Origin of the sequence: Vibrio sp. Vb339 (assembly GCF_902751245.1) — a bacterium.
Taxonomy (GTDB): Bacteria; Pseudomonadota; Gammaproteobacteria; order Enterobacterales; family Vibrionaceae; genus Vibrio; species Vibrio coralliirubri.
Window position 1 is genome coordinate 51,643 of record NZ_CADDIS010000001.1, and the last position, 23,537, is coordinate 75,179.

Consider the following 23,537-nt stretch of genomic DNA (forward strand, 5'->3'; position numbering starts at 1 on the left):
TCGTTTTTGTAGGGTTTATGTCACATAAGTGACAATCTATGCCTTACCGTTTGAACCAAACAGACGAATTTTGTGTTGTACAACTTCTTTCATCGAAGAGATACCCGTGTTCATAACGTCAGCAAGAATGTAGTCTTTTTCATTGTCTTTCCAATGTGCTTGAACACCGTGGATAAAGCCTTGCCGTAATTCAGTATCGACATTTATTTTTGCTACGCCACGCTTAACCGCTTCCATTACTTGGTCATCAGGTACGCCTGAACCACCGTGCAATACGATCGGCTTTTTCACAGCTTCTTTAATTTCTGACAAACGATCAAACTTAAGCTCTGGTGTTGTTTTATATACACCGTGAGCAGTACCAATAGAGACAGCTAAGTAGTCAACACCTGTACGCTCAGAGAAATCTAATGCTTCTTCGACCGTAGTGATCATCGCGTCTTTCTCATCAACGGTGATGTCATCTTCTGTTCCACCAATCTTACCGATCTCACCTTCAGCCCCAAGGCCCAAGGCATTAGCAACATCAACAACCGCTTTAGTGATACGGATATTCTCTTCGAAAGGAAGCGCTGAACCGTCAAACATTAGCGATTGGAAGTCACGTGTCGCCGCTTCCATACACTGTTCAAATTTACGGCTGTGATCTAAATGGATACAGATTGGAACAGAAATTTGATGATGTTGAATCAGTGAATCTACTGCATCACGCAATGGCTTCATGCCCATTTCATTAATTGCTTTTTGGCCAATCTGAATCATGATTGGCGACTGTTCTTCTTGAGCTGCCAACAATACTGCTTTAATCGTTTCTAAGTTATGAGCTGTGAATGCACCGATAGCGTAGCCATTGTTCCACGCTTCTTTGATCATTGTTTTTCCAGACACGTAAGGCATTAGGTTGTTCCTTTTTTGTTCATTTGTTTGTTCGTTGTTGTAGTTAAATTATCAGCCGCCAGCTTTCATTTCTGTTAGTTATGTATCATTTTTCAACACAAGTGGACATAAATGAACAAAATGAGTCCTAAGCCACATATTAAATGATCAAGTAAAATGAAAATGAACGAATAGTCTTTGAGCAAAAAAAAGGTGACAGCCAAAAGCCATCACCTTCTAAAAGTTTTCTAGTTAGCCTAAACGCTAGACCTTTCTCTAGTTAACACCATGGTCAAGTAAGCCTGCAGCGAGAGCCGGTGCTAAGCCAGGTGTTAATGGAAGCCTAGGGATCACTAAGCAGTGCATTAAATGATAAATATCTTGCTTACCATCCCACACCTTGCTGGTCCCGGCTTGGTTGTTTGTGTCCAGTTCTTGCCACCATGAGCATCCCTCGTAATCAATCAGGTATGTACGGCAGTAATCCCACCAAGTTTGGTAAAACTCTTCGTATTTTTTGTCACCCGTCACTGTATACAGCGCATAAGCTGTACCGATTGCTTCGACTGGTGCCCATCGAATGCGCTCACGGACCACTGGCTTTCCGTCCCAGTCAACGGAATAAACAAAACCTGGTGCACCATCGACAGACCATGCATCACGGACGGTTGCATCGAATAAGCCAATCGCATCCTCAAGTAGCCAGTCCGGCGTGTTAGCACCAATCTCTAATAAAGTCGCACGAAGGTGGCAGATTAAACGTCCCCACTCGATCCAGTGGCCCGGCGTGCCACCGTAAGCTCGGAAATGGCTCGCAGGGGTTTCTTTATTGTAATCTGGCAGTGGGTTCCACTCTGAATCGAAGTGTTCATTTACGCGGTAATGAAGACCTTTTGCCGTTTTATTGATCATGAATTCAGTAATATTAAGCGCACGGTCTAACCACTTTTTGTCTTTCGTTACATCGTAAACAATCAGGAATGCCTCAACCGAGTGCATTGCAGCATTACCCCCGCGGTAGTCTTCAGTATCTGAGAACGTTTCATCCCAAGACTCAAAACACATCTGCTTTTCTTCGCTCCAAAAGTGATTTTCGTACACATTAATCGCTTCATCTAGTAACGCTTGTGCACGAGGGTGACCTGTTGTCGCAGCACTCGCAGCAGCTAACAGTACGAATGCGTGTTGATACCCTTGCTTAGACGCATCAACTATCCCTTCCCCTTCATTATCTATGGTCGCGTACCAGCCGCCGTGCTTGTTATCTTTTAAAGGGCCTTCTAAGGCAGCAATACCATGCTCAACAAGGTCATAGGCACCAGGTCTCCCCATCAAAGCAGCTAACGAATAACAGTGCAGCATTCGCGCGGTAATCCAAAGGCGGGTTCCCATCTCATCGCGGATATTACCGTTATTGCCTACCCAACCAAATCCGTTAGGTACGACAGATTTTCTTCCAAATTCAAAAATACGATCTGTTTCAGTTTCCAACCAAGAGTTATGAGATTTGGTATTGATCCATTTCATACTATCTTTCCTCGTTATTATTTTTTATTGCTGCTGAAACTATCAGGCAGCGGATTTGAATTCTGTTAGCTAAGTTCTACTTATTACAAAACCAATCAAAATTGGACATTCTTGCTCACCAGCACACAACCAATGACCAGAAGCAGTCCATGTACGATGTGGTGATAGTTAATTTTGTATTTCTGTAAGAAGTGGTATCCGACCATGCCACTTGTCATTCCGACTAAAAATGCCGGCATTGCCGATCCAACGAGACTGCTGACCTCTGATGTAATAAGCCCTTCAGTCCAAAAACTGGCTATCGCACCTATCATCTGTAGCATGAAGAAGAACACTAGTGTCGATTTAGCCTGATCTGCAGTCCAAGGCTGCATTGAGGTATACGCAATAACCGGGGGCCCCGCTTCACCAACGCTTGCCCCAAGCACGCCAGAAGCAAACCCTGTTCCCATAGTGACAGGCACTGAAGTTTTGGAGAACGCAGGTTTCGTGCTACGCATGGAGTGAATACTCGATAAAATCAGCACAATACCCATCGTTATTAAAATGTATTGAGATGGCAGGCTAGCCAGCAACTTAGCACCCACAAATGACGCAGGTAACGAACCCGCTACGAGAATCAGACCAGCTTTATACTGAATCGAGTGACGCATTTTCCACACAATAGGGAATGTTACTAACCAACCGAAAATTCCCGCGATCGGCACCGCCATCTTTGCGTCGACAACGAGCGAGAGTAACGGCACAGAAACAAGAGCAAGACCAAAACCGGTCAAGCCTTGCGTAAAGCCCCCTAATGCGATGATCAGGGAGACTAATATGACAGTCATATCCATAGTAGCGTCCTAATGAAGGGCGATGGTTCACCCTAATATGGTTATTGAAAGGAGGTATTACTTCACTGAGAAGCGATGGAGTGTTTTCTCTTCAAACACATCACCAGGGTTTAGCCGAACACTTGGAAAGTGAGGTTGATTTGGGCTATCTGGGAAATGTTGTGTTTCTAAACACATCCCTTCAAATGATTGATATTGATGACCATTTCGACCTAGCCAAGTATTATTAGATAACTTCGAAGCGTTGTAGAACTGAACCGCAGGTTGCGTAGTTAACACTGTCATTACTCGGCCGCTTTTTGGGTCGTAAAGCTCCGCAGCATAATGGTACTCACCTTCATTATTAGACTGGTCGAGAATAAAGTTATGGTCATAGGCTCCATCGAGCACTTTCTTTTTGTTGTCACCGATGACCATCGAAGACGTAAAATCTAAACCCGTATCTTTAACACTCAGCACTTCCCCTGTCGGGATCATATCTTCAGTTACCGGTGTATAAAATTGAGAGAATAACGTGAGGTGATGGTTATCGACTGAGCCCGAATCGTGACCACCAAGATTGTAGTAACCATGATTGACTAGGTTGACTACCGTAGGCTTGTCAGTGGTTGCTTTGAAGTTATAGTGAATCTGATTCAATTCATCTAAACCAATGGTATGCGTGACATCCATAGTGCCACCATAACCAGCTTCACCATCCGGTGAGGTTCGGCTTAGATGTATATAAACCGCTTCGGGTTGCTGTTCGACTGCATAATTCCATACATATTTGTCGAACCCCCGGATGCCACCATGCAGGTGTGTACGCGACTGCTCATTGGTATCAAGTTGGAAGACCTCACCATCAAGCTCGTAACGCCCGTCTTTAATACGATTGGCAAAACGCCCCGCCACCGCACCAAAAAAAGGATGCCCGGCAAGGTATTTATCTAGGGTTTCATAACCCAATACCACGTCAGCCTTATTGCCTTCTCTATCCGGTGTTTCTATCGATGTAACAATACAACCGAAATTAGTCAGCTGTACCTTCATACCTTGACTGTTTTCTAGGGTAAATAGCTTAACGGGCATCGCTTGACCATCTACTTGCCCCCAGTTTTCGACATCTAGTTTCACGTTATTGTCTCTATTCTAATTATTGTTTTATTTTTGCTTCTAAACCTGACGTAACACGAAGTTGTTCAAAGACAGATGTCCAGTCTTGACGACCACGCCCTGCAGCTCGAGCAATACTGTAAAGCTCACGAGATGCAGCACCACACGGCATTGGTACATTCACTCGGTTAGCTAAGTCCAAAGCGATACCCAGATCTTTATGTGCTAAATCCACCATGAATGCCGGAGTCAAATCGCCCGCTAGCACTTTACCCGGCCAGGTTGTCGTAAAGTGTCCTTTGCCAGCCGGTGTACCACTCATTACTTGCAATGCCGTTTCGAATTCAAGACCAATTGCTTCAGATAAAGTAGCGGCTTCTGCCGACAACGCATTAAGCGCGATACTCATGTAATTATTGATAATTTTTACGCGAATACCTTTACCCGCACCGCCACAATCTACAGTTTCGGAACCCATGCAATCAAAAAGAGGCTGTGCTCTCTCTATTTGGGCTTTGCTACCACCAGCAAGAATCAGTAACTCGCCTTTAACCGCGTGGTCTGAAGTGCGCCCTACCGGAGCTTCCATCATCTGTAAACCTCGTTGATCCATATCAGAAACCAACTTATCCGTTTGGAATGGGTGAATAGTAGACATATCAATCAACAACGTTTCAGGCGTCATTACTTGTGCAATCCCCTGCTCACCAAACAATACATGACGCACTAAGTCGCCATTCGGTAGCATAGTGATAATAAAGTCGACATCTTTTGCAGCGTCTAGCGCTGATTCCGCAGCCGTTGCTCCCAACTCAACCAGTCCGTTTACTGCATCTGCATTTAAGTCAAAAACCTTTACCTCATGGTCACCTTTTAGAATGTTTGAAGCCATTGGGCTTCCCATTTGACCAAGACCAATAAAACCAACGCGACTCATAATTCCTTTCCTTTTATAAATACCAACACACTTTGAGTGGGTTAACTATAAACAAATGAACAAATTGAACTGTTGACCATGTCACACTTTGTCTATTTTTGTTGTTTAATGTAAGTTTGTGAGCATTATCGAAGTATTAGGTGACACAGGAAATATAATTTACTCTGTACTTATATTTAGATAGCTGTATTGGCTAAAAGGAAGAAAGATGAAAATTGCTTGCCTAGGTATTACCGTTCTTGACCGTGTTCAGCTTGTTGAAAAACTGCCAACAACAGGGGGGAAGTATGTATCAAAAGACTACTTTGAAATTGGCGGAGGCCCAGCGGCAACAGCGGCTGTCGCCGTTTCTAAGTTAGGGCATGAAGTAGAGTTTGTCGGTCGTGTAGGGAGTGATAGCGTAGCTAATACCATGATCGAAGAGCTCAACAATTACGGTGTTAAAACAAATCATATTGTTCATATAAACAATGCATCTTCATCTTTCTCTAGTGTTCTTGTTGATGATGAAGGTGAACGTATGATCATCAACCACCAAGACCCTATGCTAAGCCGTGACATTCGCATGTTGATGGATGTTGATTTTAGTCAATTTGATGCAGTGCTGTGTGACGTACGCTGGCCTGAAGGTGCTAAGTACCTATTAGAAAAGGCAAAAGAGTATGGAATACCGTCAGTTCTAGATGCTGATTTATCACCGGATCCCATCGATGAATTGGTCAAATTGGCCGATCATGTCGCATTTTCAGAGGAAGGATTGTCAACTTTTGTACAAAATTCAGAGGTTGAAGCAGGATTACGCTTAGCAAAACAAGAAACTTCTGGCAAAGTATACGTCACTGTAGGAAAACACGGCTGTTATTGGTTAGAAAACAACGAGCTGCAACATGAAGCAGCCCCAGTGATTGATGTTGTCGACACAACCGGAGCGGGCGATACATTCCACGGAGCTTTGGTTGTGGCTGTAGCTGAAGGGATGGATACCCGTGCTGCAGTCAAATTCTCAAATATTGTCGCTGCAATCAAATGTACTAAATTGGGTGGCCGAGAAGGTATACCAACTCGCTCAGCAGTGAATAAACACATAAATGAATAATAAGAAGGTTTAGTATGACTAATCCTAGACAAGATAAATTACTAAAGTTAGTTATTGATGAAGGCTACTATACCGTTGAAGATTTAGCGGAAAGCCTAAATGTCTCTACCCAAACCATTCGCCGAGACATCAAAAAGCTCAGTGATGATAAGCTGTTGATTCGTCATCACGGTGGCGCAAGTTCGCCAGCAAGTAAAACGAACTTGGATTACGAGCTACGCCGAAGCGCTGAAACTGACGAGAAAAATGCAATTGCGAAATGTATTGCTGAGTTAGTCCCTGATAATTCGACTATCTTCATCACTATTGGTACAACGGCTGAAACTATCGCTAGTCACCTATTAAAAAAGAGCAACTTACAGGTGATTACTAACAGTTTACGCGTTGCAAACATCCTACACTCAAATCCATCATTTGATGTGTTGATACCTAGCGGTAAAGTAAAAGCATCAAATGGGGGTATTGTCGGCACAGAAGCTATCGATTTTATCTCAAAGTTCCGTTTTGATTACCTATTAACGAGTGCTGGCTCTCTTGATACCGACGGCACTCTCCTTGAATATGATCTCAACGAAACCGAGTTAGTACAAACTGTCATGAAGTCAGCAAGACACATGTACGTTGGACTCGACTCAACCAAGTTTGTACCTAAAGGTTCAATAGCGCTTTGCCATATTCGTGAAGCAACAACGTTATTTACCGACAAAGCATTACCAAACACTCTAGCCAAAAACCTTCAACACGAAAACATTCTCATTGAAGTGTGTAAGCCAGAATAGCTTGGTTATCCTATCTAGCAAAAAGCTCCCAAATTAAGGGAGCTTTTTAGTATTAACGATATGTTCGCACTACTATCTTGCTATTCATGAAGGCACTTATCTAGCATCGGTATCAGAATCTCAGCCCACGCCTGATAAGCCCTGCCATTCAAATGTAAATCATCACACGTGTATTCATTCGACAAGTGTTGATTGGGCGCTAATACCGCATTCACATCTAAAAACTCGATGCCATGCTGCGCACAGTAATCTTTTAGCTTTCTATTTAAAGACTCAACACTTGGGTTTAAGCTTTGCAGCTTAGTACCAACATAAAGTGTCGACTGCACCAATACTTGGATACCATTATCTCGCCATATGTTGACCATTTTTACGTAGTTGTCATATACATGTTCAACGCCGTAGCCTTGAGCCAAGTCGTTGATTCCCGACATGAAACAGACTAACTGGGGATTCACGTTTAATATGGTGTCAATACGTCGCAACATGCCTGATGTAGTATCACCAGCCAAGCCGCGGTTAACCATAGAAATATCACGAAAAATATCAGCCCACGGCGCCCACTCGGTGATCGAGTCACCGAACATCACTAAGTCTGCATTTGGAGAAAAATGGCGATGATTATCTGATGTCATGATGTAACGACTCATGCTGTGACCTCGCTGCTGAATCTCAGACTGAAGAGCGACCGCTTTGAGGATCTCGCTATCTGGCGTAGCGCTATCAAATTGAGCCAGCAATCCTTCGATATGAGGCTTTAAAGGGCTAAGACGAGTGCTCAATTGATGATGTTCTTTAAGGAAAGATAACCTCTCTAATAATGCATACAGAGAGCGGTTTTGACCAACTTCTTGGAATAACTGATAGAGATCGAGGACAGGGTGTTGCTGCAGCGCGGCAAGTAATTGCTTGTCTTCCATGGTGTTATCTAACCCTTCAATTATCTAGTAATGACCTCAAGATAATATCCGATTGCGTACGGGATAGATAACACTAGAAGCAGAGAATTACTTTTCTTTGATTAGCAGGTGATTACGGTTATCGCGGCTTTTCTTAATCAGCTCGTTGCTCTCGTCCATTTCATCGGATTTCGCAAGGCGATCATAAAGCAGCACGTTAACTGTCGCAGCCAAGTTCATACAACCAACTGTTGGTACGTACACGACGTGATCTGCCCTATCGGCGACATCTTGAGAAATAGAACCGTCTTCAGGGCCAAAGATATAGATGGCATTTTCTGGGTGTTTAAAACGCGGCAGTGGTGTTGCACCTTCAGCGAGTTCTACACAAACAATTTTCGTTTCTGAATCAAGGTTATCCAAAAACGACTCGACACCCGTTAGTGGGATAGTACGCGCAGCACTCTTGGTATCGGTGTGAAATTTAGCTGCTTTTTCGTAGCGTTGCCCTGTGTATTTAACTTCGTCGACTTGGTAACAACCAGCCGCGCGCATAACAGCACCAACGTTTGTCGGGCTCTTTGGGTTAGTTAAACCAATAGTCACATGGCTTTTGTTCATGAATCTTTCTCACTTAACGAATAGACATAGCAGGGTGCTACAAAGCGTCGCATTCTACCAAAGCAGCGGCAAATTCAAAAGCATCGTAACAAACCACTCTTTTCGTCATTAAGCCCCTAGTTGCAAGGCTTCTAACATCAAAAATCTAACCGCCATCATGTTTATAAAACAAAAACATTTCTGGATAACAATTCAACAACAAGTCCATTTACATTTTAAAACCACATTAATAATGTGTTGAAAATTGCATGAGATAATCACACAGGAAGCGTGACATGACCCTAACCATCAAAAACCGCCTTTATATTCTCTCTTTCATTCCGTTGCTACTAATGGCAATTGGCATGATGAGCGTGACGTATATGAAGAGCACCGAGCTAACCGCACAGCAAGTTGAATCGACGCGTAGCAATATGATGGCGATGAAGGAAAAGGAACTCAAAGCGTATCTACAAATGGCCTACTCTTCGATCAGCCCATTTTTGGATAGAGGTGCAACACTAGAAGAAGCCTTACCAACATTAAGAACATTAGAATATGGCGAGTCTGGCTATATTTTTGGTTATGACTCGAAAGGTGTTCGAGTCGTTGTTGGGCAAAATAACGATGGTATTGGTAAAAACTACTACGACCTGCAAGACAAAAAAGGCAACTACCTGATTCGTGACTTGATCAAGAACTCAAAGCTTGGTGAGTTCACCACCTACTACTTTCCAAAACTTGGTCAGTCCGAAGCTCTACCGAAACTGAGCTACTCGATATTCGTTCCCCAGTGGGACTTGATGCTAGGCACAGGTTTCTATACTGACGACATCGATGCGGTCATCGCAGAGATGAAAGAGAGCTCAAATGCCGCGTTACAAAGCTCATTAACAGCCATCGCGATTTTCTGTGGTTTGATTGCCCTAGTGGTCGCTGTGTTTGCAGTTGCCGTCAACCGCACCATAATGCAACCACTCGAGCAGTTTGATCGTTCAATCAGCGCATTCGCGAGTGGCGAAGCTGATTTAACCGCTCGAATGGAAACCTTCAAAGCACCCGAGTTCACTAAGCTCAGCGAGAACTTCAACGCCTTCGTGGCAAGCCTGCAAACCATCATTCGCAGCGTAAGCGATGTGGGGCAACAAGTCGTAGCCGAGACATCTAGCATGTCTTCTCGTGCTGCGCAGGTCGACGAGATTGCTACAGGGCAACGTGAAGAGACAGAACAAGTTGCAACAGCGATGACTGAGATGACCACAACGGCGCAAGAGATCTCTAGCAACGCTAGCCAAGCGGCGGATTCAGCGAAGCTTGCAGAGGGCAATGCCAAAGAAGCGCAACAGATCGTAAACGCAGCTGCAGACTCGGTGGCAGGCCTAGCGAGCGAAGTATCAGAAGCGAACACTGTAGTGTCTCGTTTAGAAGGTGATGTGCAGAATATTTCCTCTTCGTTGGCTGTCATCCAAGACATTGCTGAGCAAACTAACCTACTCGCGTTGAATGCCGCGATTGAAGCTGCACGTGCAGGCGAACAAGGGCGTGGGTTTGCTGTGGTTGCCGATGAGGTTCGTAAACTGGCAAGCCGAACTCAAGAGAGCACTGGCGACATTCACAAGATGATTGAGCAACTTAAAGCAGCCTCAGATGCTGCTGTGAAAGCGATGGACTCAAGTCAAAACCGAAGTGCGCAAACCGTGGAAGAAGCGAATGCCGCAGCCGAAGCACTGGCGAAGATCCAAGCGTCGATCGATACCATCATGGACATGAACTCGCTTATTGCGACAGCAACTGAACAGCAAAACATTGTCGGCCAAGAGATATCTCAACGCATCGTGGTGATTTCTGATCAAAGCTCACAATCGGCCGAACTCGCGAATCAAAACCGTACAGGTAGCCAAAACCTCAACAGTCGTGCAAATGAGCTGTACCACTTAGTAGATCGTTTCACCGTCTAATACATTTTCGGTCTAGTAAGCCGTAATCAAACGCTAATTAATCCTAAAACACGTCGGGCTTCAGAATCTCTATTCTGAAGCCCGAACTTTTTGAGTTATTCAATTTTAAGACCAACAGAAAAGTCCCCCTCTCCCTCACTATTCATCATAAGTTTTAAGTACCTATTTTCAGAAGTTGGTTAAGCTTATTGAGTTGGTCTAAATCATCGATTCGAGTAGAGGGACGTTGCATGTTTAATTCAGATAAGAAGAAGGTTCGCGATTTATTGATAGCCACTCGCTTTGGCGTATCGGCTTCGGAGATGAAAACCATTATTGGTATAGAGCAGAACAAAGCGATGAAGTGTATTGTTCAGCTCAAATAAGAAGGTGAAGACATTCGAACTCTTGGCGAAGGCACCAACCCAGATGAGTTGGTTTTATATTCCATAGGAGAAATTGAACCATAAGCTCGCTAAATTTTAGTCTGAGTTTGAGTTTTAGCTTCTAGACAGGAGTCGTTAAGCGGGCAATCTTGACACTTGGGTTTAGGATTACAAAACTGCTGACCATGTTCGACTAACAAACCATGATAGTAGCCGTACCTTTTGGTATCCAGAGGGATTACGCTTTCCATCAAGGCTCGAAATTTTTCATACGATTTAGGTACATCGAGTCCATTACGAGTGAATATCCTTCTTGCGTACGCATCAATCACAAAAGATGGCTTACCTATCGCATACACCAGAATCGCGTCGGCGGTTTCGCCACCAATTCCTTTGACTTCCAGTAGCTCTTTACGCAGTTGATCCTTATCCTGAGCGCGAACGGCAGAAATATCGTATTGGTATTTCGCAAACCACTCAGTCACGGCCTTAAGCTTAATGGCTTTCTGATTGTAGTAACCACTAGAACGAATCTTTTGAGCAAGCTCATCGTTCTCCATATCTGCAACTGACATTGGATTACACTTGTCGCCTAAATTAGTCAGTGCTTTCTCTGCATTCTTCCAATTAGTGTTTTGAACCAAAATAGCGCCTAAAACGATCTCGTAAGGATCGTTCCTTTGCCACCATTCAAAATAGCCATAGTGCTGCTCAAGTGTATCGAACACACTGAGTATCAGTTCATTTTGGCTGACTAAATTATGATGGCTTGGCGTCATAGAACTAATCCAATTGCTCAGATAGAAAATCGACTAACAAACGAACCTTTGAAGACAAGTTACGGTTCTGCGGATAAAGTGCCCAGATCCCTTCTTTATCATCTCGGTAATCAGACAACACCTCAACCAACTCTCCCGAATCAAGATCTTCGCTTACGTAGTATTCAGGTAATTGAACCAAGCCTATGCTCTGCTTAGCCGCATCCAATAAAGCTAGACCACTATTACACTTGATTCGACCATTAACACGAACCGAGCGAGGGCGACCATTTTCTTTAAAACGCCAATGCTCAAAACCACCCACTAAACATTGGTGATTAGTCAGCTCAGACAGCGTATGCGGCTCACCATAACGTTCAATGTATTCAGGGCTGGCACATACATAGAGTTGGCGTTGAGAGAGCTTTTTTGCCACAAGGCTTGAGTCTTCTAGACGACCAAGGCGAATCGCCACATCAACACCGGAATCAATAAGGTCGAGCTTTTGGTTAGTCAGCATCAGCTCTAACTCTACTTGCGGATGAAGCTTTAAGAATTGATGAAGTATTGGGGCGAGTTGACGCTCGCCATAAGTCACGGGTGCCGTCACTTTCAACAAGCCTTTCGGTGTGGATTGCATCTGCGTGACCGCAAGCTCAGCAATTTCTAAGCCCTCAACCAGCAACTTACACTGTTGATAATAGAGTTGCCCCGCCTCTGTTAGAGAAACCTTACGAGTCGTTCGATTGAGTAGTTTCACTGCGAGACGCTCTTCGAGGTTTGCGACTCTGCGACTGATTTGAGCCACCGACGTAGCGAGCTTCTGCGCCGCACCAGTAAAGCTTTCACGCTCTGCCACTGCAACAAACTCACTTACCCCTTCCCAATTGGCCATGCCTTTACCTTATGCTGAACTTTGGTTACCCATACAGTGTATTGAAGATAGATATCAGTGTCACCTTGCTTGATATGCGCTGCGCATAAATATTCGCCACCTACAATCGGTCAAAATCATTCCAACCAACTGCTGACATTTCTCATTATTCCTTACCGAACACTAACAAAATTGTCGTTTCCCCTGACACTCCTCCTACCACTTCATTGATATGTTGGTTCTGTACCGGAACACAGGTACTTCAACAAAGTAAGGTACTCCTATGAAAAAATTAATCATACTTGCATCAACTCTTGTACTCAGCACCACGGCGTTTGCAGCAACCAAAACAACGATTCAAGAAACAACGCTAAAATCTGATACATTTGTTACTGAAGCGGAAGCATACGATGCAGGAACAAACCTTATGGATGAGCTAAGCGCAAAGACACCTTTTGAGCTTTCTAGAGAACTGCCACAGTTCCAACAAACAACAAAATACGATTCGTTCAAGATTGATGACGCGAATATGGAAGTGAAAAAAATCACTAACATGAGCGGCGACATCCATTACCAAGCGAACGTAAAAGTTGACTACCGTTACACATACAAAGACGGTCGAAGCAGCTAACACCGAATGATTGATCAGTTCTAGAAACCGATCACGCATCCAAAAAGAAAGCCCGTACTCATTGAGTACGGGCTTTTTTGTCGTTCAGTGCTAGTTAATAGAATCCAGAACGAGCAACCATTAGCAGATCATATTTATCTGCTTATTTTAAAAATCAAACTTCAAATTGAGAAACAAGGCTATCAAGCGCTTCACATTGCTCCGCCAGTGCCATGCAAGCATTCTCAGCGCTGCTCGCCATTTCAACCATTTGCATCGTGCTTTCAGCTATGCGTTGAACATTCTTATTCACTTCTTCAGACACTTGGGACTGTTGAGAAGCCGCCGTAGCGATTTGTGTGTTCATGTCATTCATCTTGCCAATTGAGTTGCGAATCTCACTCAATGAAGATGCTGCTGTTCCTGCCTGAACTATGGTTTTCTCGCCACTCACTTTGCTTTCAGTCATCACGCCAACCGCGTGTTTAGCACCCACTTCTAAGCGTTCAATCATTGATTGGATTTCGCCTGTACTGTCTTGAGTTTTGCTCGCAAGCGCTCGAACTTCATCAGCTACAACCGCAAAGCCACGGCCTTGTTCACCCGCTCGTGCTGCTTCAATCGCCGCATTCAATGCCAAGAGGTTAGTTTGTTCAGCAATACCTTTGATCACGCCAAGAATAGAGGCGATGTTTTTCACATCAGTATCCAACTCCTGAACCACACCACCCGCGTTCTCAATATCTTGAGCTAGACGTTCAATTGATGTCACGGTTAGACCAAGCGTAGTGTCTGCCGACTCCACTTCGTGATTCGCAACGTTACTTGCGGTAGCCGCATCTAGGGCATTACCACTCACCACTTCGCTAGTCGCCTGCATTTCATGAACTGCAGCCGCAACGACTTCACTCTCTCGCTGTTGGTTTGAAGAGAATTCAGCAACGCTTTGAGTGAGTGACTTAATATTTTCCATCTCAGCACGAACAGCGTTTGACGTGAAAATTACTTGCTCAACCGTAACGTGGATTTTACCAACAAACTTATTGAAAGCAGAGCTTAAACGAGCAATCTCGTCGTTCCCTTCCACCTTCATGCGCTGAGATAAGTCACCATCACCTGATGCGATCTCATTCATTGCTTTCTCAACGTTCTGGATTGGTTGAACAATGAAACGGTTCGATAACCACATCGCAAACAATGCGGCAAAAACAGCGACTGCCATTCCAACCTCAATGATCAACTTGCTTGATTCAATTGAGTCGTCCGCTTGCTGACGCAGCTCTTTCTGCTTCAACTCAATCAGGGTACGGATATCACGCAGTTGTTTACGGATAATCGCAAACTCAGCATCTAACGCTGGCGAGTAATCAATGTTGTATTGATGTGCATTCGCAGGGTCAGCAAACATAGGTTCGTGTAGCGCCACCCACTTACTCATCGCGTTAACAAGCTTTGATAACTCGCCACGTGAAGATGGATCCAACACGCCCGCTTGATACAAGGTTTCGACACTTTGAAAACGAGGAACCGCTTTGTAAGCGTTGTCTTTAAATTCAAACTTTTGGTACTCGATCGCCGCTTGGTCTTTAGCAAGCAAGAGACCTTGTGCCGAAGCGATAATCTGGTAGATATCTCGGTAGCCATCTTCTAGGTTATCTAGCACTGGCTGAACCACATTATTGAGCTCGTTATTAATCGCAGCTTGAGCATTTGATCTGATAACGTTGAGCACAGTAACGGTAGAAAAAACAATCACAATCACCAACAGCGGGATCGCGATTTTACTCTTAATCGAAAGATTATTGATATTCATTGGGATTAATAACCACACTTCAAATAGGGATGCGCGCGCAATATACAGCACACATATGAAATCCCGCTAAGCTTTTGTGAGCTTCATCTCATAGCAAACGATACCGTAAATTCGTGTGATGTTTTTTTAATCAAAGGTTAACTTTCGGCGACTAAAATACTCTCTGATTTAGACTTATTTGCCGCTGATACGCGCAAATACTGGAGAAGTGTTAGAAATAACACCATAATGTAGGGCTCTAAAATAAGTAGGTAAGAACATGAAAATTTGTGGTGTTGAAATCAAAGGTAACGATGCAGTCATCTGTCTTCTTTCTCTATCAGATGGTGTATTTAACATTCCTGATTGCCGAGTTTCTAAAGTTTCAATTAGCGACGCAAACGACACACAGAATATGAAAGACTTTCAATTCTCTTTTGCAAAGTTAATGGAAGATTACCAAGTAGACAAAGTTGTGATTCGTCAGCGCCAAACTAAAGGCAAATTTGCTGGCGGTGGCTTTGGTTTCAAACTAGAAGCAGCGATTCAACTGATCGACGGCCTAGACGTAACCGTTGTATCACCTGCTGACATCAAAGAGAGCCTTAAGCGTAACCCTCTAATGATGAAGTTCAAAGAAACTGGCCTTAAGCAATACCAAGAAGCACCGTTTACAACGGCATACGCTTGCTTGATGAAGCGCTAATCAAAAGTCGCTAGCCAATATTTGATACAGAAAGAGCCTGAATATTCAGGCTCTTTTTTGTTTCTAGTCATCAGCTTTAAATAGAATGAGTCTTGGTATACAAACTACCGCTCTAACACTGTTCGTCTGCGAGCCTTAATCCATTCAGGCTTCCTCACCACCAAATAAACCGCGGCGGCAGACAAGGCGAAGCCCATTGCACCATAGGTGTCGAACGACTCACCGAAAATAAGCCAAGCTTGAATTGCTGTCGTCGGTGGAACTAAGTAAAACACTGAGGCCACACTTGAAGATGCACCGTGTTCGACCATGTAAAGCAGCAAGAGGATGGCAACACAAGACAGAACAACCACCAGCCAGATTAGAGTCAGCGTGAATTCTACAGTCCAGTTCACTTGCATGGTTTCGTAGCGCATTGCGAACGGCAGAAACAACGCCGCCGAAGCCAAGTATTGCACCATCGCACCGCCGACCATATCGGTTCCCTGACAGAAGCGCTTCTGATACAGAGTGCCGCAGGTAATACCCACCAAAGAAACCAAACACAATAACGTTGCCAAGCCTTTTTGGTCGTCTGACTGCCATTCAATATTGCCCATCAGCACCAAACTGATACCCGCAAAACCAAGCGCTAATCCCAACCACTGTGCAAAATTAAAACGCTGCGAAGTACAGCTGATCATAATCAATGCGGTAAGAATCGGTTGTAAGCCAACAAGTAGAGAACTCAACCCAGCAGGCATACCCATATCAATCGCCAGATAGGTGCCACCAAGGTAGAAACCATGAATCAAGATGCCGACCACACTTGCGTGGAAGAATGCTCGACCACGAGGAATACGACGCTTAAGGATTGCAATCAAAACCAAGAACAGCGCCACGTTAGCTACCATCCTCAATGAAAGTAATGTTGCGGGTTCCGCGTATTCCACACCAAGACGTGCGCCAACAAAGCCTGACGACCACAATATTACAAACACAAACGGAATCATTTTAATCAGCATTACAAACCTCTGGTCAACTCTTCATCAATGCTGTTACCTTAGTTGGGTACAGATAACTAATAAAGATACAGATATAACACTTTAAATGGTTACAGATTGAGAGTGAGCAATGAGGGAGAAAAACGTGGAAGCAGAACTCAGCGGCAATAAATACCTTGCTACCGAACAACATATTAAGGCTCAAATTGATAAGGGACTCTTTCATCCAGAAGATCGCCTTCCCTCAATTCGTCAATTGAGTGAACAGCTTGGCGTGAGTAAAAATACCGTGATTCGCGCCTACCAAGAACTGGAAGCGACAGGCTGGGTTTATTCTGTACCTAAATCTGGCTATCGCGTGAAAGCGCCGAACACCACCAGCTGGGATGCATCAAGCCAACCTCAAAAAGTCGATCTGTTGTCTGTCACTAAATCGGTACTCTCTCGTCCAAAAGGTCGTCTGAAACTATTGGCAGGCTCGGCCCACCCGAATATCAACAACCCTGCGATTCGAAGCTTGTATGCCGAAATCGGTCGCCACAGTCGATTACAAACTCAGCTTCCCGGTTATTACCAACTGCCTCCTGGAGACGAGCAATTAGTAAAGCAATTGTTAAAGATCACCCATGATCTTGGTGTGCCTGCGGGATCGAAAGAGATTGCGATTACTCATGGTGCTCAACAGGCAATCAGTTTGGCATTACGTGCGCTCACCAAGCCCGGTGACATTGTGGCGGTCGAGTCGCCCTGTTATTTCGGTAATCTACTTTTACTTGAATCACTTGGCTTGAAAGCCCTTGAAATCCCAAGCAGCGTTAGCCACGGTATTGATATCCCATCACTACAGAGTGCGTTGGACAAATGGGAAGTGAAAACCTTACTGCTAACGCCAAACTTTACTAACCCAACCGGCTCAAGAATGCCATTGGCGAATCGAAAAGCATTACTGGAGATCACCGGATCTTTACCAATTATCGAAGACGATGTGTTCGGTAGTTTGGCATTCGACACACCAATCGCGAGCCTCAAAGAGCTCGATGATCAAGATAGAGTCATCTACGTCAACTCTTTGTCTAAAACCTTAGACTCACGTTTGCGAATCGGTTGGTTACTATCGGGTCGCTACCAACCTTTAGTCGAAAAGTACCTTTTATGCGACAACATGGGCAGCTCAAACCTGATGCAATCCGCGGTGGGTCAATTTCTCACTACTGGAAAATACCGCAGTCATTTATCCAAAATGAAACGGCTCTACCAAACCAATCAAAAGCAATTCCAAAGCCTGTTAATACAAGCACTAGATAGCTATCCTCACCTTGTCGGGCAATACCACCTATCAAAACCGGAAGGCTCTTTTTTAAACTGGATAACACTGCCAGAGTCGGTCGATAGCTACGCGGTCTATCAAGATTGTTTGAAGCATAAACTCGGGATCTTACCCGGAACAGTATTTGGCACCAACGACCAATATAAACACTGCTTGCGCTTCACTGTCGCCAATATTGAAGAGACCAAAGAGTGGAAAGAAGGGGTTGTAACACTAGCGAAGATAATCGCTAAACACGTACGTTAGGTAACCTTGTTAATTCCAAATTCAATCAAAACAACAAAGCCCCACTCAACTGAGCGGGGCTTTCATAATTCTCATATCTTGAGTTGCTTAAATACGATGGTTAGTTAAATGCGATTACCCTTGCCAAGCGAACTGTTCAAATACTTTGTCTACGGGCGTTTTAGCAACGTGGTTTACGTAGTTACTGATCACTTTCTGAGACAGACCAAGAATCACTTCTAGCACTTGTTGCTGACCGTAGCCCGCTTCGAAAAATGCTGCCATTTCACTTTCAGGCACATTGCCGCGGTTACGTACCATGCTCAGCGTAAAATCATGCAGTGCTTGCAGCTTTTCAGTGGGTAGAGCCGTGCGATTACGCAGTGCTTCGGTGATTGCAGGATCAACCTTCATTGAATGTGCAATGCCAGTGTGCGCTGGAACGCAGTAGTGACACTCGTGTTCAACGTTGATGGTTTGCCAAACAACCGTTAGCTCTTCCGCATCGAAAGATGAGTCACTAAACGCCTGATGAAGCTGGGTGTAAGCTTTAAGTGTGTTTGGAGATTCAGCTAACACACCAAACAAGCCCGGCACTCTACCCATCTGCTTTTTAGCGCCTTCAAGAATAGGTTGGCTTTGTTCAGGCGCGGATTCTACTGAGTGAATTTTAAAGTTGCTCATTGCTCTATCCCTATCAATTTACGGTTCTAAAGTTATTCAATCACGGAGCAATTAATGAATGTTCTCCGTTGGTGTGAAAACAATATAGAACAAACAAGAACGATCGTTCAAGTATTATTTTGAACACTCGTTCAAAATTTAAGTTAGAACCTTTCGAATACCTTGTGCGCATAACAAAAAAGCCCAACAGGCACACCTGATGGGCTTTCTCTTTCTCTCAATTTGTTTGCAAGCGGTTACCAATATTCTGCGTGAGCCAAGCCTTTAACGCAGCTCGACTTTCCACTTGTTACTTTGATTTCACCACCAGTCAACGATTGAGCCAACCAACCGTGAGGGAAACTCAATTCAAAGGGCGCAGGGACCTGCTCAACGGTAATTTGCCCAAAACCCACTTTTGAATAGTAGTCAGGATCACCGTACGTCACTGCAAGCTCAACGCCCTGTTGTTTTAGAGTCTGCAAACCAAAATTAATCAGTTGCTGGCCAATACCACGCTTTTGCACCTGAGTGCTCACCGCCACTGGTGAAAGCAAATATGCCTTGGTTTCATCGTCAAATGAAAGCGGCGTAAAGATAATCGCGCCAACAATCGTGCTATCCGACTCACTAGAATCGTCTTCAGCAACAAAGCAAAGTAGCTCTGTAGGAGCTGTGGTCGTTAAAAGATCGTAGGCAAGCTTACCCACGGTTTTACCTTCGTTCTCGCCTTCTGAATCCGTAAAGGTTTGAGTAAAAACTTGAGTGATTGTTTCGATTTCTTTTGAGTTATATTGTCTAAATTTCATGGTGTTACTCACTTACTTTAATTTCTTGAGCACAAAGAACTGATAATCAAAATCACGTTGTTCAGAACCTTTAGAAGGCTGTCGAACCAAGCCGTTCTTTGATGTGCTGCTATCGAAAAATTGTTTAACTTCATTGTCGCAATCTACGAGCGCTTTTGAGTTAGGCATCGACGCTTTAAGCGCTTCTACTCGCTTTTGAAAGGGCTGGTAATACGCAAGCCAACCAGCGTCGCTCATTGCAAAGTGCTCCAAAACTTCATAACCCGCAGCTTGTGCCTGTTTAATTCGTTCTGAAACCGTCGTCATGTCTGGGTACTCTTTTTGCCAGAACGCTTTGCTCGATTCGTTAGGTTGTTCGGTATTCCACACCAAGTCATTGACGACCAATATGCCGTCATCACTGAGTAGATTTCGCCACTGCTTTAGCGCTTTTTCAATACCCATGATGTAAGCGCTGCCTTCCGACCAAATTAGGTCAAACGACTTAGCTTCAAACGGCAGATCCATCATGCTCGCGCATACGGTTTGGACGTTGCTTTCTAAGCTAAGAGCCTGTGCTTGCTGAGTCAGAATATCTAAACTCGGCTGATCATTATCTACCGCCGTTATTTGCACATCCGCTTGATATTCTACTATGGCTTTCGCTAACACAGAGGTGGCAATACCTTTACCACAACCGATCTCAAGCACACGTTTGGGAGAAACTGGAACTCGAGCCAACGCTGCTAAAGTATCTTCCGCAGTTCCTGGCCCTAAACGCTGTAAACCCGCAAAGATCACGTCAAAATCCGCCATGTACCGGTCATGATCGTTCATGTCTTTTGAAAGCCATTTCAGTCGCAGTGCTTGCTTCTCATCAAAGCCTTGCTTAATTAACCAATCGAGATGTGCATCAGGCGCCACTTTGTCCATCGATTCATGCCAACCTTGCAACCCACTCTCGCCTAACAGAGCCGATAAAAGATCTCTCGAACGCTGTTTCTGAGCGATCTCTTCGTCCAATTGTTCGAGTCGGTTTTGTAACAAGGAGCGGTCAACCTTTGCATCTAAACACGCCTGACATTCTTTCAACGTCAGGCCACCCGCTTGTAACTGCTGCAACAATTTCACACGCTGCAAGTCGCGTTCGGAATAACTTCGATAACCATTACTGGTGCGTTGAGCTTCAATCAAACCCAACTTTCCATAGTACAAAAGCGTTGAACGGCTCAGGCCAACGAGCTCCGCTAATTCAGATATGCGATACATGCACTTCTCCCTCATTTCTATCTATAAGATAAACTATGAAGTTGTAGTCAGGTCAACACTCAATCAAGCATTTTTCTCATCTTGTTTAGCTTCAAACTGATAACGCTCTTTGGCATGTCTTTTAGCGATAAGCTTTTCCTTTCATGACTAGCCACCATTCTCGCTGAACGTCTCTTTGATTGAGGCGTACATTAAGCCGCTAATGACACAAAGAGCTCCCATAATTAAATAGCCGGCACTCATACCAAACAGCTTCACGCTTATCCCCGCGATCAAATAAGTAAAGAACCACCAGAAATGCGTTAAAGAGAAGTGAGCAGCAAAATACGGGGCGGTGTCCTCTCCCTCGCACGCTTGGGTGATCAAAAGGCCTGCGGAAGTTTGAATACAAGACATTCCAACGCCCATGGCTAAACACATGACGCCAAAGCCAACCCAACCGGGTGTGAAACTGCCAACGGCAAAAGAGGCGCAAATCGTCAGCAATCCTATCCAATGAAAATGTTGCGGCGAGTGACTCTCTAACCACTTGGGTAACCGCAGTGCCATAAGCATGGAACCCAAACCAACGACCATCATTGCTAATGCGGTTTGCGTTTCGTCACCATGCAGCACTTCGTGTACGTAGATAACCGTATTCACTAGCACCATCGCAGAAGCACTGGCCGCGGCAAGATACGCAAACCACAGAGCTCTCAACTTAGGTTTATTCAAGTAATTACGCAGTGCTTGCACCGCGCTGGTCTTTTTCGTTTTATGCGCTGATTCTGTCACTCGTTTCAAATTTGGTAATGTACACAGTAAGATCAACACACCAGACAGCAGAAAAGTTGCCGCATCGAGCATGAATAACTGTCTAAAACCAATTAAGCTCAGCAATAGAGCCGTTAACATTGGGCTAAAGATCTGTTCAAGATCATAAGCCATTCGGCTGAACGACAATGCTTTCGCGTACTGCGTTTTATCCACTAAGACCAAAGGTAGCGTTGATTGAAACAGGGGAGTAAAACCCGCAGAACACGCATTGATGAGAAACATCAATACATAGACTTCCCACACTTCGGTGACAAACGGTAAACAGACAAACAACAGCGCCCTAATCAAATCCAGCGCGAACAAAGTCCTTCGTTTCGGTAACTTATGTGCGATTGCACCAAATACTGGCGCGAGTCCTATGTACGCCAACATCTTCAAAGCAAATGCAATACTTAGCACCATCCCAGCTTCATCGCCTGACAGTTCATAAGCGAGCAAAGCTAAGCAGATGGAGCTCATACCAGTGCCGACTAACGATATGATTTGAGCAGACAGCAGGCGAATATAATCTCTATTGCGCCACATTGGAGTAATGTCCGTTCTAGTGCTCATTCGCTTACCTCAATCCGACCTACTAAGTCAGAGAATAGACCACGTAACCAAAGTTGAATGCTGTCCCAAAGTCGTACCATCCAAGATCCTTGTTCTACAGATTGCTCTGCCACTAAAGCGAAACTTGCCACCGTATTACCGTTACTCTTCCAAACAACTTGTCCCACTTCATCCCCTTGCTTAATAGGTGCGAGCAGCGGTTCAGCCATGACCACCGATTTTTGCAGCGAATCGACTAACCCTCTTGGCATGGTGAGGTACGCATCTTCGGCGACCTTGGCACCGACTTGTTCTGTATTCCCCTTCCAAACTCGCACCTGAGACTCTATTCGATCCTCTTTCATCACTTGTTTGGTGTCGTAAAAACGAAACCCATAACTCAATAGATTCTTTGAGGCAGAGGTTCGCGCTTGTGGGCTAGTGGTGCCCATAACGACCGATATCAAGCGCATCCTCCCTTCCGTCGCCGAGCTGACTAAGCTGTAACCCGCATTCTCGGTATAGCCCGTTTTTCCGCCATCGACATTAATTGACTTGTCCCAAAGCAGCTTGTTTCGGTTGTATTGAGTGATCTTATTCCAAGTAAACCGACGCTCTTGATATAAAGCATAAACGTCAGGTACATCTCGAATAATCGACTTCATCAAAATCGCCATATCCAACGGAGAGGTTTGGATTCCTTCGCCATCTAAACCATGCGCATTCACAAAGTTAGTATCTTGCAGCCCAAGCGACTTCGCCCAACCATTCATTAGGCTAACAAAGGCTTGTTCACTCCCCGCGATGTGCTCCGCCAGTGCGACAGAAGCATCGTTACCCGATTGAACGATCACCCCTTTCATAAGATTTGAAACTGAAATCTCATCTCCAGGCTGAATAAACATCTTGGATGACTCTGAGAACTTTGCCGACCACGCGTTTTCACTGACCGAGACTTTATCCTGCCATGTCAATCGACCGGCTTTAATCTCTTGGCCAACGACGTAAGCCGTCATTAATTTGGTCAAACTGGCAGGGGCTAAAATGGCACGTGAGTTTTGCTCTGCAATGATGCTCCCCGATTGGAAATCCATCAAAACATAACCTTTGGCTGCCAACTCAGGCGGGTTCGGGGTTACCACAGCGAAGCTTGGAGCACTCATTCCCACTAACAATAAGTAAGTCAACGCTCTCGCCCGGCGAAGCTTTTCTTTCAGAAGCCTTTCT

The 23,537-nt window shown here is 44.6% G+C and carries 22 protein-coding genes and 1 pseudogene; 7 read left to right on the plus strand and 16 right to left on the minus strand.

The genetic code is table 11. The features are described from left to right. Positions 1–36: 36 nt before the first annotated feature. The 5 genes from HRQ85_RS00280 to yihU all read right to left on the minus strand — a co-directional run bounded on the left by HRQ85_RS00280 (position 37) and on the right by yihU (position 5,271). Positions 37–897: a class II fructose-bisphosphate aldolase gene (locus HRQ85_RS00280; protein WP_060981078.1), complete on the minus strand. Its 861-nt coding sequence runs from the start codon at positions 895–897 to the stop codon at positions 37–39. 255 nt (positions 898–1,152) lie between these two features. Then, positions 1,153–2,403, minus strand: coding sequence for an AGE family epimerase/isomerase (locus HRQ85_RS00285; RefSeq protein WP_172378335.1), 1,251 nt, complete (start codon positions 2,401–2,403; stop codon positions 1,153–1,155). Between the two features lie 95 nt (positions 2,404–2,498). After that, on the minus strand, positions 2,499–3,239 hold the full coding sequence (locus HRQ85_RS00290) for a sulfite exporter TauE/SafE family protein (protein WP_172378336.1): 741 nt from the start codon (positions 3,237–3,239) through the stop codon (positions 2,499–2,501). A 57-nt stretch (positions 3,240–3,296) separates the two neighbouring features. Beyond that, entirely contained in the window at positions 3,297–4,355 is a 1,059-nt protein-coding gene (locus HRQ85_RS00295) for an aldose epimerase family protein (protein ID WP_172378338.1), read from the minus strand. Between the two features lie 19 nt (positions 4,356–4,374). Next, positions 4,375–5,271: a sulfolactaldehyde 3-reductase gene (yihU, locus tag HRQ85_RS00300; protein ID WP_172378339.1), complete on the minus strand. Its 897-nt coding sequence runs from the start codon at positions 5,269–5,271 to the stop codon at positions 4,375–4,377. Positions 5,272–5,479: 208 nt separating this feature from the next. Between yihU and HRQ85_RS00305 the strand changes: the two genes are divergently transcribed. Both HRQ85_RS00305 and HRQ85_RS00310 read left to right on the plus strand, forming a co-directional pair. Next, entirely contained in the window at positions 5,480–6,367 is an 888-nt protein-coding gene (locus tag HRQ85_RS00305; RefSeq protein WP_086714313.1) for a sugar kinase, read from the plus strand. A gap of 14 nt (positions 6,368–6,381) precedes the next feature. Then, positions 6,382–7,146 carry a DeoR/GlpR family DNA-binding transcription regulator gene (locus HRQ85_RS00310; RefSeq protein ID WP_172378341.1) on the plus strand — a complete coding sequence of 255 codons (765 nt, stop codon included), beginning with the start codon at positions 6,382–6,384 and terminating at the stop codon, positions 7,144–7,146. An 80-nt stretch (positions 7,147–7,226) separates the two neighbouring features. Here the strand turns inward: HRQ85_RS00310 and HRQ85_RS00315 are convergent, their stop codons facing one another. Next, complete coding sequence (locus HRQ85_RS00315; RefSeq protein WP_172378343.1) at positions 7,227–8,066, minus strand: SGNH/GDSL hydrolase family protein; 840 nt, start codon at positions 8,064–8,066, stop codon at positions 7,227–7,229. Between the two features lie 87 nt (positions 8,067–8,153). Continuing rightward, a complete protein-coding gene (locus tag HRQ85_RS00320) occupies positions 8,154–8,666 on the minus strand; it encodes an RNA methyltransferase (RefSeq protein WP_017111519.1) in 513 nt (170 codons plus the stop codon). Positions 8,667–8,941: 275 nt separating this feature from the next. Here HRQ85_RS00320 and HRQ85_RS00325 point away from each other — a divergent pair, with 275 nt between their 5' ends. Further along, positions 8,942–10,603 (plus strand): methyl-accepting chemotaxis protein, encoded by a 1,662-nt coding sequence (locus tag HRQ85_RS00325; protein WP_081228950.1) that lies wholly within the window; start codon positions 8,942–8,944, stop codon positions 10,601–10,603. Positions 10,604–10,833: 230 nt separating this feature from the next. Continuing rightward, positions 10,834–11,052, plus strand: a pseudogene (locus HRQ85_RS26450) (hypothetical protein). 5 nt (positions 11,053–11,057) lie between these two features. Here HRQ85_RS26450 and HRQ85_RS00335 read toward each other — a convergent pair. Together HRQ85_RS00335 and HRQ85_RS00340 are read right to left on the minus strand one after the other, a co-directional pair. Next, complete coding sequence (locus HRQ85_RS00335) at positions 11,058–11,747, minus strand: endonuclease III domain-containing protein (RefSeq protein WP_172378344.1); 690 nt, start codon at positions 11,745–11,747, stop codon at positions 11,058–11,060. 4 nt (positions 11,748–11,751) lie between these two features. Continuing rightward, complete coding sequence (locus tag HRQ85_RS00340; protein ID WP_017108426.1) at positions 11,752–12,621, minus strand: LysR family transcriptional regulator; 870 nt, start codon at positions 12,619–12,621, stop codon at positions 11,752–11,754. Between the two features lie 262 nt (positions 12,622–12,883). On the opposite strand from HRQ85_RS00340, the gene HRQ85_RS00345 reads away from it, so the two are divergent. After that, on the plus strand, positions 12,884–13,231 hold the full coding sequence (locus HRQ85_RS00345; RefSeq protein WP_017076504.1) for a DUF3316 domain-containing protein: 348 nt from the start codon (positions 12,884–12,886) through the stop codon (positions 13,229–13,231). A 154-nt stretch (positions 13,232–13,385) separates the two neighbouring features. Here the strand turns inward: HRQ85_RS00345 and HRQ85_RS00350 are convergent, their stop codons facing one another. Continuing rightward, entirely contained in the window at positions 13,386–15,023 is a 1,638-nt protein-coding gene (locus HRQ85_RS00350) for a methyl-accepting chemotaxis protein (RefSeq protein ID WP_172378346.1), read from the minus strand. A gap of 259 nt (positions 15,024–15,282) precedes the next feature. Here HRQ85_RS00350 and HRQ85_RS00355 point away from each other — a divergent pair, with 259 nt between their 5' ends. Further along, a complete protein-coding gene (locus tag HRQ85_RS00355) occupies positions 15,283–15,708 on the plus strand; it encodes a DUF3010 family protein (RefSeq protein WP_017069797.1) in 426 nt (141 codons plus the stop codon). Between the two features lie 104 nt (positions 15,709–15,812). Here the strand turns inward: HRQ85_RS00355 and HRQ85_RS00360 are convergent, their stop codons facing one another. Beyond that, on the minus strand, positions 15,813–16,712 hold the full coding sequence (locus HRQ85_RS00360) for a DMT family transporter (protein WP_172378347.1): 900 nt from the start codon (positions 16,710–16,712) through the stop codon (positions 15,813–15,815). A 124-nt stretch (positions 16,713–16,836) separates the two neighbouring features. Here HRQ85_RS00360 and HRQ85_RS00365 point away from each other — a divergent pair, with 124 nt between their 5' ends. Next, positions 16,837–18,264, plus strand: a complete 1,428-nt coding sequence (locus tag HRQ85_RS00365) for an aminotransferase-like domain-containing protein (RefSeq protein WP_172378348.1) — start codon at positions 16,837–16,839, stop codon at positions 18,262–18,264. Positions 18,265–18,378: 114 nt separating this feature from the next. Here the strand turns inward: HRQ85_RS00365 and HRQ85_RS00370 are convergent, their stop codons facing one another. From HRQ85_RS00370 to HRQ85_RS00390, 5 genes are all read right to left on the minus strand, one after another. Further along, positions 18,379–18,927 (minus strand): carboxymuconolactone decarboxylase family protein, encoded by a 549-nt coding sequence (locus tag HRQ85_RS00370; RefSeq protein ID WP_017061666.1) that lies wholly within the window; start codon positions 18,925–18,927, stop codon positions 18,379–18,381. A 236-nt stretch (positions 18,928–19,163) separates the two neighbouring features. After that, positions 19,164–19,727, minus strand: coding sequence for a GNAT family N-acetyltransferase (locus HRQ85_RS00375; RefSeq protein WP_172378349.1), 564 nt, complete (start codon positions 19,725–19,727; stop codon positions 19,164–19,166). Then, a complete protein-coding gene (locus HRQ85_RS00380; RefSeq protein WP_172378350.1) occupies positions 19,728–20,963 on the minus strand; it encodes a MerR family transcriptional regulator in 1,236 nt (411 codons plus the stop codon). 147 nt (positions 20,964–21,110) lie between these two features. After that, entirely contained in the window at positions 21,111–22,331 is a 1,221-nt protein-coding gene (locus HRQ85_RS00385; RefSeq protein WP_172378351.1) for an MFS transporter, read from the minus strand. Further along, positions 22,328–23,473 carry a D-alanyl-D-alanine carboxypeptidase family protein gene (locus tag HRQ85_RS00390; protein WP_172379321.1) on the minus strand — a complete coding sequence of 382 codons (1,146 nt, stop codon included), beginning with the start codon at positions 23,471–23,473 and terminating at the stop codon, positions 22,328–22,330. Before HRQ85_RS00390 ends, HRQ85_RS00385 begins: the two co-directional genes overlap by 4 nt. Positions 23,474–23,537: the final 64 nt, after the last annotated feature.

Excerpts from the sequence above, each read along its gene's own strand:
- HRQ85_RS00320 (WP_017111519.1), bottom strand. The coding sequence starts at position 8,666 with ATGAACAAAAGCCATGTGACTATTGGTTTAACTAACCCAAAGAGCCCG.
- HRQ85_RS00380 (WP_172378350.1), bottom strand. The coding sequence starts at position 20,963 with ATGTATCGCATATCTGAATTAGCGGAGCTCGTTGGCCTGAGCCGTTCA.
- HRQ85_RS00290 (WP_172378336.1), bottom strand. The coding sequence starts at position 3,239 with ATGGATATGACTGTCATATTAGTCTCCCTGATCATCGCATTAGGGGGC.
- HRQ85_RS00340 (WP_017108426.1), bottom strand. The coding sequence starts at position 12,621 with ATGGCCAATTGGGAAGGGGTAAGTGAGTTTGTTGCAGTGGCAGAGCGT.
- yihU (WP_172378339.1), bottom strand. The coding sequence starts at position 5,271 with ATGAGTCGCGTTGGTTTTATTGGTCTTGGTCAAATGGGAAGCCCAATG.
- HRQ85_RS00350 (WP_172378346.1), bottom strand. The coding sequence starts at position 15,023 with ATGAATATCAATAATCTTTCGATTAAGAGTAAAATCGCGATCCCGCTG.
- HRQ85_RS00335 (WP_172378344.1), bottom strand. The coding sequence starts at position 11,747 with ATGACGCCAAGCCATCATAATTTAGTCAGCCAAAATGAACTGATACTC.
- HRQ85_RS00315 (WP_172378343.1), bottom strand. The coding sequence starts at position 8,066 with ATGGAAGACAAGCAATTACTTGCCGCGCTGCAGCAACACCCTGTCCTC.
- HRQ85_RS00360 (WP_172378347.1), bottom strand. The coding sequence starts at position 16,712 with ATGCTGATTAAAATGATTCCGTTTGTGTTTGTAATATTGTGGTCGTCA.
- HRQ85_RS00355 (WP_017069797.1), top strand. The coding sequence starts at position 15,283 with ATGAAAATTTGTGGTGTTGAAATCAAAGGTAACGATGCAGTCATCTGT.
- HRQ85_RS00385 (WP_172378351.1), bottom strand. The coding sequence starts at position 22,331 with ATGAGCACTAGAACGGACATTACTCCAATGTGGCGCAATAGAGATTAT.
- HRQ85_RS00370 (WP_017061666.1), bottom strand. The coding sequence starts at position 18,927 with ATGAGCAACTTTAAAATTCACTCAGTAGAATCCGCGCCTGAACAAAGC.
- HRQ85_RS00305 (WP_086714313.1), top strand. The coding sequence starts at position 5,480 with ATGAAAATTGCTTGCCTAGGTATTACCGTTCTTGACCGTGTTCAGCTT.
- HRQ85_RS00325 (WP_081228950.1), top strand. The coding sequence starts at position 8,942 with ATGACCCTAACCATCAAAAACCGCCTTTATATTCTCTCTTTCATTCCG.
- HRQ85_RS00285 (WP_172378335.1), bottom strand. The coding sequence starts at position 2,403 with ATGAAATGGATCAATACCAAATCTCATAACTCTTGGTTGGAAACTGAA.
- HRQ85_RS00280 (WP_060981078.1), bottom strand. The coding sequence starts at position 897 with ATGCCTTACGTGTCTGGAAAAACAATGATCAAAGAAGCGTGGAACAAT.
- HRQ85_RS00390 (WP_172379321.1), bottom strand. The coding sequence starts at position 23,473 with ATGAGTGCTCCAAGCTTCGCTGTGGTAACCCCGAACCCGCCTGAGTTG.
- HRQ85_RS00310 (WP_172378341.1), top strand. The coding sequence starts at position 6,382 with ATGACTAATCCTAGACAAGATAAATTACTAAAGTTAGTTATTGATGAA.
- HRQ85_RS00345 (WP_017076504.1), top strand. The coding sequence starts at position 12,884 with ATGAAAAAATTAATCATACTTGCATCAACTCTTGTACTCAGCACCACG.